At 74.2% G+C, this 12,243-nt stretch carries 13 protein-coding genes; 10 read left to right on the top strand and 3 right to left on the bottom strand.

What is annotated here, in order from left to right; all coding sequences use genetic code 11:
* The first annotated feature begins 15 nt into the window (after positions 1–15).
* On the top strand, positions 16–996 hold the full coding sequence (locus tag AH6_RS30305; RefSeq protein ID WP_067486789.1) for an ABC transporter permease: 981 nt from the start codon (positions 16–18) through the stop codon (positions 994–996).
* A gap of 161 nt (positions 997–1,157) precedes the next feature.
* On the opposite strand, the gene AH6_RS42925 is transcribed toward AH6_RS30305, so the two are convergent.
* The 3 genes from AH6_RS42925 to AH6_RS30300 all read right to left on the bottom strand — a co-directional run bounded on the left by AH6_RS42925 (position 1,158) and on the right by AH6_RS30300 (position 3,018).
* Complete coding sequence (locus tag AH6_RS42925) at positions 1,158–1,352, bottom strand: DUF397 domain-containing protein (protein ID WP_245679532.1); 195 nt, start codon at positions 1,350–1,352, stop codon at positions 1,158–1,160.
* Between the two features lie 237 nt (positions 1,353–1,589).
* Positions 1,590–1,799 (bottom strand): DUF397 domain-containing protein, encoded by a 210-nt coding sequence (locus AH6_RS42920; protein WP_245679531.1) that lies wholly within the window; start codon positions 1,797–1,799, stop codon positions 1,590–1,592.
* Positions 1,800–2,145: 346 nt separating this feature from the next.
* On the bottom strand, positions 2,146–3,018 hold the full coding sequence (locus AH6_RS30300) for a helix-turn-helix domain-containing protein (RefSeq protein WP_067486785.1): 873 nt from the start codon (positions 3,016–3,018) through the stop codon (positions 2,146–2,148).
* A gap of 385 nt (positions 3,019–3,403) precedes the next feature.
* Between AH6_RS30300 and AH6_RS30295 the strand changes: the two genes are divergently transcribed.
* From AH6_RS30295 to tsaD, 9 genes are all read left to right on the top strand, one after another.
* A complete protein-coding gene (locus AH6_RS30295; protein WP_067486781.1) occupies positions 3,404–3,781 on the top strand; it encodes a holo-ACP synthase in 378 nt (125 codons plus the stop codon).
* 1 nt (position 3,782) lies between these two features.
* Positions 3,783–5,273: a bifunctional ADP-dependent NAD(P)H-hydrate dehydratase/NAD(P)H-hydrate epimerase gene (locus AH6_RS30290; protein WP_067486778.1), complete on the top strand. Its 1,491-nt coding sequence runs from the start codon at positions 3,783–3,785 to the stop codon at positions 5,271–5,273.
* A gap of 154 nt (positions 5,274–5,427) precedes the next feature.
* Positions 5,428–6,573 carry an alanine racemase gene (gene alr / locus AH6_RS30285; protein WP_067486775.1) on the top strand — a complete coding sequence of 382 codons (1,146 nt, stop codon included), beginning with the start codon at positions 5,428–5,430 and terminating at the stop codon, positions 6,571–6,573.
* On the top strand, positions 6,566–7,645 hold the full coding sequence (locus AH6_RS30280; RefSeq protein ID WP_067486770.1) for an alpha/beta fold hydrolase: 1,080 nt from the start codon (positions 6,566–6,568) through the stop codon (positions 7,643–7,645). The genes alr and AH6_RS30280 overlap by 8 nt, the downstream gene beginning before the upstream one ends.
* 134 nt (positions 7,646–7,779) lie before the next feature.
* Positions 7,780–8,217, top strand: a complete 438-nt coding sequence (gene tsaE / locus AH6_RS30275) for a tRNA (adenosine(37)-N6)-threonylcarbamoyltransferase complex ATPase subunit type 1 TsaE (protein WP_067486865.1) — start codon at positions 7,780–7,782, stop codon at positions 8,215–8,217.
* Positions 8,218–8,377: 160 nt separating this feature from the next.
* Positions 8,378–9,946 carry a chromosomal replication initiator protein DnaA gene (locus AH6_RS30270; protein WP_067486767.1) on the top strand — a complete coding sequence of 523 codons (1,569 nt, stop codon included), beginning with the start codon at positions 8,378–8,380 and terminating at the stop codon, positions 9,944–9,946.
* A gap of 61 nt (positions 9,947–10,007) precedes the next feature.
* The gene (gene tsaB / locus AH6_RS30265) at positions 10,008–10,682 is read left to right on the top strand and encodes a tRNA (adenosine(37)-N6)-threonylcarbamoyltransferase complex dimerization subunit type 1 TsaB (protein WP_067486859.1); all 675 of its coding nucleotides are present in this window, start codon (positions 10,008–10,010) and stop codon (positions 10,680–10,682) included.
* 26 nt (positions 10,683–10,708) lie between these two features.
* On the top strand, positions 10,709–11,185 hold the full coding sequence (rimI, locus tag AH6_RS30260; RefSeq protein ID WP_067486862.1) for a ribosomal protein S18-alanine N-acetyltransferase: 477 nt from the start codon (positions 10,709–10,711) through the stop codon (positions 11,183–11,185).
* Positions 11,186–12,223, top strand: a complete 1,038-nt coding sequence (gene tsaD / locus AH6_RS30255) for a tRNA (adenosine(37)-N6)-threonylcarbamoyltransferase complex transferase subunit TsaD (protein WP_067486764.1) — start codon at positions 11,186–11,188, stop codon at positions 12,221–12,223.
* Positions 12,224–12,243 lie beyond the last annotated feature (20 nt).

The raw sequence follows: 12,243 nt of genomic DNA, 5'->3' as shown, positions 1-12,243 counted from the left end.
CTGGGGAGTGGCGTGATGGGAGCACGCGTGCGCGGGGCCCGGCTGGTGGCCGTCCAGGAGGTCCGCATCCGGTTGCGGACCGGCCGCTGGAAGGCGCTGCTGGCGGTGTGGGCCCTGCTGGTCAACGGCCTGGGCCTGCTGTTCCGCCTCAGCCTGGAGAGCGGGGACCACGGCGACGACGACCCCCAGGGCGTGCCGATGTTCGGCGGCGTGCTGCTGGCGGTGCTGGCGTTGTGCCTGCTGATCACCCCGGCGCTGACCGGCCAGTCGGTCAACGGCGACCGCGAGCGCGGCACGCTGGCCGCCCTCCAGCTCACCCGCCTGACGCCCGCCGACATCGCGCTCGGCAAGCTCGCGGCGGCCTGGGGCACCGGCCTGCTGGTGCTGGCCCTCACCCTGCCGTGCGTGCTGCTCCCCGTCCTGGAGGGAGTGATCACCCCGGGCCGGGCGGCGGCCACGCTGGCGGTGACCGGGCTGCTGATCGGCGTGGTGTGCGCGCTGTCGCAAGCATGGTCGGCGCTGGTGGCGCGCAGCATCACCTCGGTGCTGCTGTCGTACCTGACGGTGCTGGCGCTGTTCGGCGGCACGCTGCTGCTGTTCGCGCTGGCGCAGCCGCTGACCGTCGAACCCCGTTACTACAGCAGCAGCAGCGGCACCCGCTACGCCTACGAACGGGAGCGGCCCGAGCTGGTGTGGTGGCTGCTGGCCCCGAACCCGGTGGTGGTGCTGGCCGACGCCGCTCCGCGCCTGCCTCCGCACATAGAGACCGACGGCGACGTCTCGACCAGCAGCGAACCCGACAACGACCCGCTCGGCGACCTCGGCCGCTCGGTGCGCGAGATGCGCGCGGGCAACGGCAACTACCACGAGGGCGGCCCGGTCTGGCCGTACGGCCTGGCCTTCGACCTGCTGCTGGCGGGCGGCGCGTTCTGGGTGACCACCCGCCGCCTGCGCACGCCGGTGCGCAGAACAGCCAAGGGCGTCCGCCTCGCCTGACGGGCCCGGCGCCCTGCGGGATCGCCGCGGGAGCGCCCGGCCCCACCGGACCCGGCGATGTGGCCGGACCCGGAACCCCCGTCCGGAGACGGGGCACCGGCATGACGGGATCCGGCTCGCCGAGCCGGATCCGGTCATGCCCGAACGTCACTCACCACTGTTCACAAGTCGTAGGCGCCCGCCTTCACCCGTCCCGAGAAGACCCGCCAGGCGGCCAGGTCGAACCTCAGGACCGGAACGGCCGACACGGTGTCGGCCCCGCTGTCACGAACGCCGATCTCGCGGTGGCCGGAACGGGCCACCTCGACGCAGGTGCCGTTGGCTCCGCAACGGCTGCTTCTCGTCCATGGGCTCACAGACGCATGGTCGTCTCGCATCCCAACCTCCTGCTGCGCGGTTTGAGGGATCGGGGATGTCGGCGACGTCGCCGTGCTCTGGTTGTACCCCGCGCCAGTGAAGATCACTTGACCTTTGCGGGGCGGGCCGCCGGGGCGGGCGGCGGCCCGGACGCCCGGTGCGGGCGAGCGGTGCGGACGGGCGGAGCGAGTGGAGCGGGCGGGCGGCCGGCGGGCCCGGGACGGGCCGCGCCGGGGTCAGGACGACAGGTCGAGCTCTCCGCGCTTCACCCGGTCGGTGAAGGTGCGCCATTCGGCCGCCGAGAACTGGAGCACCGGGCCGGCCGCGCCCCTCTTGGTGTCCCGGGCACCGATCTGGGACGGGTCGAGCCGAGCGACCTCGACACACGTCCCGGTACCGCCACAACGTGAACTCTTGCGCCAATCGGCAGCCTCGAAGGCAGGCACTGCACGCCCTTTCGCCAAGTGTTGTTTCGGTGTCCGGATTCGCATGAATCCGCGACGGGCGACCGGCCGGCGTTATAGTGCTGGGAACGATGGTGGACTTTCTGAACCGGTCCACTACGTCGACGCACGTCCGGCCGCGCCAATTCGACGCGGCCAAATTACCAAACGATCACTGGGCGCGGCGGGCATTGTGGTGTGCTCGGCCTACGTGTTTCTGCATGTCCGCGTCCAGGCAGTGCCGATGCGTGCCTGGTCAGCGTGGGGCGGATCAGCGATGACCGCCCTTTGTCCGCTGAATGTCCGGATCGTCGGCCGCGGCGTGATTGTGATCACTTTGCCGGGGCGGTCAACCCTGGCGCCGCCAGTCGTCGCGGGCCGCCGCCAGCAACTGGCGGGTGGCCGTCTCGTCCAGGGCGTACTTGGCCATTCCGGCATGCGCCAGCCGATACATGTGGGTGGTGTTCTCGTCGGCGAAATAGCTCAGGGTGAGGCCTTCGACGTGCACGATATCGGGAAAGCTGATGTCGTGCGCCGGTGAGAATTCCAGCAGGATGAATCCCGTGGAAATCACCGGATGGGGTCCGTTCATCGGCAGGATCCGCAGCGACACGTGGGGCAGCATGGAAATCTTGCGCAGGTGTTCCAGCTGGTCGCCCATCACCCGGGCGTCGCCCACCCGGCGGCGCAGGATGCTCTCGTCGATGATCACGTCCATGCCGAGCGGCTCGGGGCCCGCCAGCACCTGCTGGCGCCGCATCCGCACGTCGATCCAGCGCTTGATCTCGGCGGGCGGCTTGGGGCCCACCACGTCCCAGCCCGCGACCACGTGCCGGGCGTAGTCCTGGCTCTGGAGCAGGCCGGGCACCACGAAGTCCTCCCACTGGAGGATGTTGTCGGCCTCGGACTCCAGGGAGATCAGCTCGGCGTAGCCGGGGGTGAGCCCGGCGTACTCCTCCCACCAGTCGCGCTCGGTGGCCGAGCGGGCGAGCTTGATCAGATCGTCGAACCGGGAGCCGTCGACCCCGTACAACGTCAGCAGGTCGGCCACGTCCTCGACGCGGGCCCCGGTGCGGGCGTTCTCCAGCCTGGAGACCTTGGCGGTGGACCAGGACAGGCGGACGGCGACGTCGTCGCCGGTGAGCTTGCGGTTCTCGCGGAGGCGGCGGAGTTCGATGCCCAGACGGCGCTGGCGGACGGTCGGGCCGCGTGAGGTGCTCATGGCTGCTGACCTCGGCGGGAGAGGGGGACCTGGGGGGTGCGGGTGGCCTGGAGGGTGCGGGTGGCCGCGATGGCGCGGGTGGCCTCGGAGGTGCGGAGTGCCGATCGTGGGGGCGGACAGGGGGTGAGCACTCAGCGTCGCTCCTGATCGCGTGACCGGCAAGACCGTAACCGGTGAGCTAACGGCGTATGTCGCAATGAAACTTGCAGAGCAACCTACATTAACGCAGCATTGTCCTACCGGCCCGAAAATCATAATGCCTGTGAATCCGGGACGTTCCCGCTGGTCATATTAACGGAACGGTCCAATTCCGGACCGCATGGCACCGCACCGGTCACCGGTGCGAACCGGGATGCGGCGGTGACCGCCGTGGCACCCTGGGTAGGTGATCGTTGGAGTGGGCATCGACGTGGTGGACATCGCGCGTTTCGAACGGGCCCTGGAGCGCACCCCGGGGTTGCGGACGCGCCTGTTCACCGAGGGGGAGCGGGAGATGGCCGGACGGTCGCTGGCCGCGCGGTTCGCCGCCAAGGAGGCGCTCGCCAAGGCGCTGGGCGCGCCGCGCGGGTTGTTGTGGACCGACGCCGAGATCCGCCGCGCCGCTAACGGGCGGCCCTCGCTGCACGTGACCGGCACGGTCGCGGCGGCGGCGGCCGATCGGGGCGTGGCGTCCTGGCACGTCTCGCTCAGCCACGACGGGGGGATCGCGACCGCCGTCGTGATCGCCGAATCGGAGCCCGGACAGCCCCGCGAAGGGACGTGAGATGCGGTACGCGCACGAGGTCGGCAAGGTACGGGCGGCCGAGCAGGCCCTGATGGCGCGGCTGCCGGAGGGCGCGCTGATGCAGCGGGCCGCCGCCGGGCTGGCGTCGGTCTGCGCCGGGCTGCTGCCCGGCGTCTACGGGGCCGGGGTGGTGCTGCTGGTCGGCTCCGGCGACAACGGCGGCGACGCCCTGTACGCGGGCGCGCGGCTGGCGCGGCGCGGCGCGCGGGTGGTCGCGGTCCCGGCCGCATCCAAGATCCACGAGGGCGGGCTGGCCGCGCTGCGGGCGGCGGGCGGCCGGGCCCTGCCGGGTGCCGAGGGCGCGGCCGACCTGATCGCCGGGGCCGACCTGATCATCGACGGCCTGACCGGCATCGGCGGCACCGGCGGCCTGCGCGAGCCGCACGCGACCCTGGCCCGGCTCGCCGCCGACGCCGGGGGCGTCGTGGTGGCCTGCGACGTGCCGAGCGGCGTGGACGCCTCCACCGGACGGGTGGACGGCGCGGCCGTGCACGCCGACGTCACCGTCACCTTCGGCACCCACAAGCCCGGCCTGCTCATCGACCCCGGCGCGGCGCACTGCGGCGTGGTGGAGCTGGTCGACATCGGGCTCGGCGACGACCTGCCCGACCCCGACGTGGTCGCGCCCCGCCCCGCCGACGTGCGCCCGCCCGACCCCGGCCCCGAGTCCGACAAGTACCGGCGCGGCGTGGTGGGCGTCCTGGCGGGCGGCGACCAGTACACCGGCGCGGCGGTCCTCAGCACCGGCGGCGCGGTGCACGGCGGCGCGGGCATGGTGCGGTTCGCGTCGGTGGCGCACCCGGTGGAGCTGGTCCGGCAACGCTGGCCCGAGGCGGTCACGACGGTGATCGAGCCGGGGCCGCGCGCGCTGGAGAAGGTCGGCCGGGTGCAGGCGTGGGTCGTCGGGCCGGGCCTCGGCACCGGCGACGACGCGCACGCGCTGGTGGCGGCGGCACTGCGCACCGACGTGCCGGTGCTGGTGGACGCCGACGGCCTCACCGTCGTCGCCCGGCACCGCGACTGGCTGGTCCGCGACGCGCCGACCGTCCTCACCCCGCACGCGGGCGAGCTGTCCCGGCTGATCGGCGTGGACCGCGAGCGCATCGAGGCGCGCCGCCTGGAGCACGTGCGCCGGGCCGCCGCCGAGCTGGGCGCGACCGTGCTGCTCAAGGGCTCGACGACGCTGGTCGCCGAGCAGGACCGGCCGGTGCGCGTCAACCCGTCCGGCACGCCCCGGCTGGCCACCGCGGGCACCGGCGACGTGCTGTCGGGGCTGGTCGGCGCGCTGCTGGCGGGCGGCATGCCCGCCCTGGAGGCCGCCGCGTCCGGGGCCTACCTGCACGGCCTGGCCGCGCGGCTGGCCGCCGCCGGGCCGCGCGGCGGGGCGGCGGACGCCGCGCGGGGCGAGTCGCCGATCAGCGCGTTCGACGTGGTCACCGCGCTGCCGGAGGCGTTCCGCGCGCTCGGCTGAACCCGGCGGCGGCTCGGCGCGTCCTATCCGGTGAGGAACACCGAGGGTGTTCCCGGGCACGACGGGGATTTCGCCGCCGGGGGACGCGACGGCGGGTGCCGGGCGCCGCAAGGTCGCCCCGGTCACCGCCCCGGGGACGGCACACTGGGTAACCATGAGGAGTCCAGCGCAGGCACGCATCGACCTCGACGCCATCAGCGGCAACACCGCCCTGCTGCGGGAACGCGCGCCCGGCGCCGAGGTCATGTCGATGATCAAGGCCGAGGCGTACGGGCACGGCCTCGTCCCGGCCGCCCGCGCCGCCCTGGCCGGCGGCGCGACCTGGCTGGGCGTGGCGAAGCTGGTCGAGGGGTTGCGGCTGCGCGAGGCGGGCGTGACGGGCGTGCCCGTCCTGGTGGGCCTGAGCGTGCCCGGCGAGGACTACGGGCAGGCCGTCGCCGCGAATGTGGACCTGTCGGTCGGCGCGCTGTGGGCCGTCGAGGAGATCAGCGCGGCGGCGCGCGCGGCGGGCGGCACCGCCCGCGTCCACCTCAAGGCCGACACCGGCATGAGCCGGGGCGGCGCGGGCCCCGACGGCTGGCCCGCCCTGGTGGACGCCGCGCTGGCGGCCGAGGCCGAGGGCGTGCTGAGGATCGTCGGGATCATGTCGCACTTCGCCTGCGCCGACGAGCCGGGCCACCCCTCGGTGGCGCGCCAGCTCGCCGCCTTCACCGACATGGTCGAGCACGCCGAGAAGGCGGGCGCGCGGCCCGAGGTGCGGCACCTGTCCAACTCGGCGGCGACGCTGACGTTGCCGGAGGCGCGCTTCGACCTGGTACGCCCCGGCATCGCCACCTACGGGCTCACCCCGATCCCGGCGCTCGGCGACTTCGGGCTGCGGCCCGCGATGACGCTCACCGCCGACGCCTCGCTGGTCAAGCGGGTCCCGGCGGGCAGCGGCGTCTCCTACGGCCACACCTACCTCACCGAACGCGACACCAATCTGGCCGTGGTGCCCGCCGGGTACGGCGACGGCGTCCCCCGGCACGGCTCCAACGTGCTGGAGGTGCTGGCGGGCGGCGCCCGCCGCCGCATCGCCGGGCGGGTGTGCATGGACCAGTTCGTCATCGACCTCGGCGACGACACGATCCCCGAAGGGGACGAGGTCGTGCTGTTCGGACCGGGCGACCGGGGGGAGCCGACCGCCCAGGAGTGGGCGGACGCGCTCGGCACGATCTCGTATGAGATCGTCACCCGGATCGGATCGCGGGTGCCCCGCGTGTACACCGGGCGGCTCGCCGGAGAGGCACGGGATGGATAGCAGGAGAAGGCGCAGGATCGGCATCGCCGGGACCGTCGCGGGCGTCGGCGCGGCCGGGGTCGGCGCGGCGGTGGGGCTGCGGCACCTGGCCGTCGGCCGGATCAGGCTGCGGCCCGACCCCGACGCGGGCGAGCCGTTCGGCGCGCTGCGCGGTGACCCGATGACGGTCGTCGCCGACGACGGCCTGGCGCTGCACGTGGAGACCGAGGGCCCCGAGGACGCGCCGCTGGCGGTGGTGTTCTGCCACGGTTACTGCCTCACCCAGGACACCTGGCACTACCAGCGCCGCGACCTGCCCGACGGCGACCGGCTGCGGCTGGTGTTCTGGGACCAGCGCAGCCACGGCCGGTCCGGGCGCAGCGACGCCGCGCACGCCACCGTCGACCAGACCGGGTCCGACCTGGCGGCGGTGCTGCGCGCGACGGTGCGGCCCGGCACGCCGGTGGTGCTGGTCGGCCACTCGATGGGCGGCATGTCGATCATGGCGCTGGCCGACGCGCACCCCGAGCTGTTCGGCGATCAGGTCGTGGGGGTGGCGCTGGTCAACACCTCCGGCGGCGACCTGCGCGAGATGACGCTGGGCCTGCCGATGGCGCTGGCCAAGCTGGTGCGCCCGCTGACCCCCGGCACGCTGCGCGGCCTCGGCCGCCGCCCCGACCTGGTGGACCGGGTGCGCGGGCTGGGCGCGGACGTGGCGTTCATGGTGACCCGGCGGATGGCGTTCGCCGACCCGCAGATCAGCCCGACCGTGGTGGACTTCCTGGAGCAGATGATCCGGGCCACCCCGATCGACGTGATCGCCGAGTTCTACCCGGCGCTGGTCGCGCACGACAAGGCGACCGCGCTGGCGGTGATGGCCAGGGTGCCCGCGGTGGTCATGACCGGCGGCCGGGACCGGCTGACCCCGGCCGAGCACGGCCGCCGCATCGCCGAGGCGCTGCCGGGCGCGGAGCTGGTGGAGATCGAGCAGGCCGGGCACGTGCTGCCGCTGGAGTACCCGGGCGTGGTGACCGGCGGGGTGCGCCGCCTGCTGGACCGGGTCCGGCCGAAGATCGAGGAACGTTCCGCGTGAGCGGACCGAACGGGGGACAGGACATGGGGGAGCAGGACGTGAGGAAGCGGGCCGCACGGGAGCAGGGCACGGCGCAGCAGGACGCGCGCGAGCAGGCCACGGAAGTCACCGTCACGATCCCGACGGCGGCGGACATGCGGGAGTTCGGCGTCCGGCTGGCCGGGCTGCTGCGGGCGGGCGACCTGCTGGTGCTGACCGGCGACCTCGGCGCGGGCAAGACCACGCTGACGCAGGGCCTCGGCGAGGGGCTGAAGGTGCGCGGGCCGATCACCTCGCCGACCTTCGTGATCGCGCGGGTGCACCCGTCGCTGGCCGGCGGCCCCGGCCTGGTGCACGTGGACGCCTACCGGCTGGGCGGTTTCGCGGAGCTGGACGACCTGGACCTGGACGCCTCGCTGGCCGAATCGGTGACGGTCGTGGAATGGGGCGAGGGACTGGCCGAGGGACTGGCCGACGAACGGCTGGAAATGATCATCTCGCGGGCCGCCGACGACTCCACCGAGGAGCGTGTGGTGCGCCTGTCGGGAGTGGGCGATCGCTGGGCCGACCTGCAAGATCACATTATCCGGTAATGTGAAAAACCCTCGCGTTTTTTGTCAGTGTGCGCCGACCACTTTGCAGGGAGATGTCGTACTCTTTGCCGGAACGAACCTCACCTACGCGACATAACAGATTTCCTTAACGCAGGAGTGGTATCCGGTGAGTGGTAGCCATCGCAGCGGGAGTCACCGCATGGACAGCTACCGTGGTTCGGGCGGCGACCACGGCGCGTCAGGCGACGGTTACCGGACGAGCGGCGGTGAGCACGGCCAGGGCGGGCAACGCCCCGGCGAGTACGGGCAGGTCCCGGCCGCCGGGTACGGCACGGGCGCGCACGGCGCCGTGCCCCTTTCGGGCGCCCACCCCACGGAGAACCGGCCCTCGGGCGGTCACCCCACGGGCGGCTACCCCACTCCTGCGCAGAGCGGCGGCGGGGCCGCGACCGGCGGCTACCCGCTCAGCGACTACGGCAGCGGCGAGCACCCGCTTTCCGGGCAGAGCGCGCGCTCCTCGGGCGGCTACCCCACCGGCAACGTCCCGCTGAGCGCACCCGCCCCCGGCACCTACCCGCCCGGCGACTCCGGCCAGCGCCCCATCCGTGACTCGGCCCAGTACCCCGCGCGTGATTCGGGCCTGCACTCGCCCGGCGGCTCGGCCCAGTACCCCGCGCGTGATTCCGGCCCGTACTCCACCGGCGGCTCGACTCAGTACCCCGCCCGCGATTCGGGCCAGCACCTCACCGGTGGCTCGGCCCAGTACCCGGCCGGCGACTCAGGCCAGCGCCCCACTCGTGGCTCGGGCCCGCACCCAACCGGCGGTTCGCGTCCGTACCCCACCCGCGACTCGGGCCCGTACGCCACCGGCGGCTCCTCCCCGTACCCCTCCCGGGGTTCCGGCGAGTACGGCCTCGGCGGCGGGCGCTACTCCGACGACCCCTCCGAGTCCTCCCCGACCGGCGGCCACCCCACCGTCACCGGCGAGCCCCGGCGCTCCGCCCAGCCCGGCTCCCGCCGCTCGGCGGCCGGAGGCGGCCACCGCACCGGCAGCGGCAGCCACCGCCGCGTCGAGCGCGAGCGCCGCGCGGGCCGCAAGCTGGGCCTGATCTTCGCGGGCATCGCCACCGGCGCGGGCGTGTGCGTGCTGGCCGCCGTCGCGATCCTCAGCAACGTCGGCGTGGGCGGCGACCGCGACGCGGGCCAGGTCGTGGGCAGCGGCGCGACCGAGACCACCGCGCCCGCCAAGTCCGAGCGCTCGGTCGTCCCCGACGCCTGCGAGCTGGTCGGCGCCGACCTCGCCGAGAAGCTGGCCCCCAAGGCCGACCGCACCCAGGCCGACACCTACCAGAGCAACGAGCGCCAGAACCAGTGCGTCTGGGGCACCTACATCGGCGACCGCAAGCGCCAGCTCACCCTGGAGCTGCGGGCGATCGCCGGGGCCGCCGAGCAGAGCCCCACCGACGCCGCGCGCCGCACCTTCGGCTCCGAGCGCCGCGACGACGAGTCGGGCAAGGCGCTGCTGGCCGGGCAGGAGCTGACCGACAAGGCCAAGCCCGCCGACCTCGGCGAGGAGAGCTACGTCGTCTACAGCGTGGACAAGGGCCAGGGCTCGGGCGAGGCCATCGCCAACGCGCGCGTCGCCAACGTCCTGGTGACCGTGCACTACTCCGGCAGCAACAAGGGCGACCCGCTGAGCGCCGACGACGCCATGGACGGCTCGGTCGAGGCCGCCCGCGCCGCCGTCGAGGAACTGGCCGCCGGGTAAACGGGACGCGCCTTCCGGAGCGGGGACCGGCATCCCGGCCGGACGGATAGGCTTGCCCATCGTGCTGGTCTTGGCTTTCGACACCGCCACCGCCGCGGTCACCGTCGCTCTGTACGAATGGACCCCCGGCGAGGGCGTGCGCGCCCGCGCGACCGCCGAGGCGGTCGACCAGCGCAGGCACACCGAGCTGCTCACCCCCTCCATCGCCCGGGTGCTGGCCGAGGCGGGCGCCGCGCCCGACGACCTCAGCGCCATCGCCGTGGGCGTCGGCCCCGGCCCCTACACCGGGCTGCGGGTCGGCCTGGTCACCGCGATCGCCATGGGCGAGGCGCTGCGCGTGCCGGTGCACGGGGTGTGCACGCTGGACGTGCTCGCCTGGGCGTCCGGGCGCGACGAGCCGTTCGTCGTCGCCACCGACGCGCGCCGCAAAGAGGTCTACTGGGCCCGCTACGACTCCGCGCAGGCCCGCGCCACCGAGCCCGCCGTCGGCCCCGCCGCCGGGCTGCCCGAGGGGCTGCCGGTCATCGGGGAGGGCGCGCAGATCTACGCCGAAGTGCTCGGCGACCGGGCCGCCGACCCCGCGCCGCTGCTGCCCACCGCCGCCGCGCTCGCCGAGCTGGCGGTGACGCGCCTGTCGGGCCGTCCCGGCCCCGAGCTGCTGCCGCCCGAGCCGCTCTACCTGCGCCGTCCCGACGCCAAGGAGCCCGGCCCGCGCAAGAAGGTGACCCCGGCGTGAGCCAGGAGACCGTGCTGATCCGGGGCATGGCCGAGGCCGACCTGCCCGCCGTCCACGCGCTGGAGCAGGTGTTGTTCCCCGACGACGCCTGGACGATGGACATGTTGCGCGGCGAGCTGGACGACCAGCCGCGCACCCGCCACTACGTGGTCGCCGAGCTGGCCGGCGACCGGCCCGGGGAGCTGGTCGGCTACGCCGGGCTCGCCGCGGCCGGCGGCCAGGCCGACGTGCAGACCATCGGCGTGCGGCCCGACCGGCGCGGCTCGGGGCTGGGCGCGGCGCTGCTGACCGAGCTGCTGGACGAGGCGGCCCGGCGCGGCAGCGACGCGGTGTTCCTGGAGGTGCGGGCCGACAACGCGCCCGCCCAGCGCCTGTACGAGCGGTTCGGCTTCGAGCGCGTGGGCCTGCGCAAGCGCTACTACCAGCCGTCCGGCGTGGACGCGATCGTGATGCGGCTGGTGCTGCGCGCCCGGCCGCCGGTGGGCTTCTCGGGGGAGGCATAAATGATCATTGACTCGGAGCCGCTGGTCCTGGGCATCGAGACCTCGTGCGACGAGACCGGCGTCGGCATCGTGCGCGGCAGCACGCTGCTGGCCGACGCGGTCGCCTCCAGCGTCGAGCAGCACGCCCGCTTCGGCGGCGTGGTGCCCGAGGTCGCCTCGCGCGCGCACCTGGAGGCGATGGGCCCCACGGTCGAGCGCGCGCTCGCCGACGCGGGCGTCGCCTTCGCCGACATCGACGCGTTCGCGGTGACGGCCGGACCGGGCCTGCCGGGCGCGCTGATGGTCGGGGTCGCGGCGGCCAAGGCGTACTCGTTGTCGCTCGGCAAGCCGCTGTACGGCGTCAACCATCTGGCCGCGCACGTGTGCGTCGACCAGCTCGAACACGGGCCGCTGCCCAAGCCGTGCGTGGCGATGCTGGTGTCGGGCGGGCACTCCTCGCTGCTGCTGGTGCCGGACGTGGCCACCGACGTGCGGCTGCTCGGCTCGACGGTGGACGACGCGGCGGGCGAGGCGTTCGACAAGGTCGCGCGGGTGCTGGACCTGGGCTTCCCCGGCGGGCCGTTCATCGACAAGGCGGCCCGCGAGGGCGACCGCGCCGCGATCAGCTTCCCGCGCGGCAAGTACGCCGACGGCACCTACGACTTCTCCTTCTCCGGCCTGAAGACCGCCGTGGCCCGGTGGGTGGAGGCCCGCGAGCGCGCCGGGGAGCCGGTGCCGGTCGCCGACGTGGCCGCCTCGTTCCAGGAGGCGGTGGTGGACGTGCTCACCCACAAGGCGCTCCAGGTCTGCAAGGCGCACGGCGTCCAGGACCTGCTGATCGGCGGCGGCGTCGCGGCCAACTCGCGGCTGCGCGCGCTGGCGCAGGAACGTTGCGACCGCGCCGGGGTGCGGCTGCGGGTGCCGCGGCCCAAGCTGTGCACCGACAACGGGGCGATGGTGGCGGCGCTGGGCGCGGAGCTGGTGTCGTCCGGGCTGACGCCCTCGGAACTGGACCTGCCCGCCGACTCCAGCCTGCCGATCGAGGCCGTCAGGTTGTAACGGCTGGCCCGTCGCGGGCC

This window comes from Actinomadura hibisca NBRC 15177 (assembly GCF_001552635.1).
In the GTDB taxonomy this organism is placed as follows: Bacteria; Actinomycetota; Actinomycetes; order Streptosporangiales; family Streptosporangiaceae; genus Spirillospora; species Spirillospora hibisca.
This window is presented reverse-complemented; position numbering and strand designations above follow the sequence as displayed.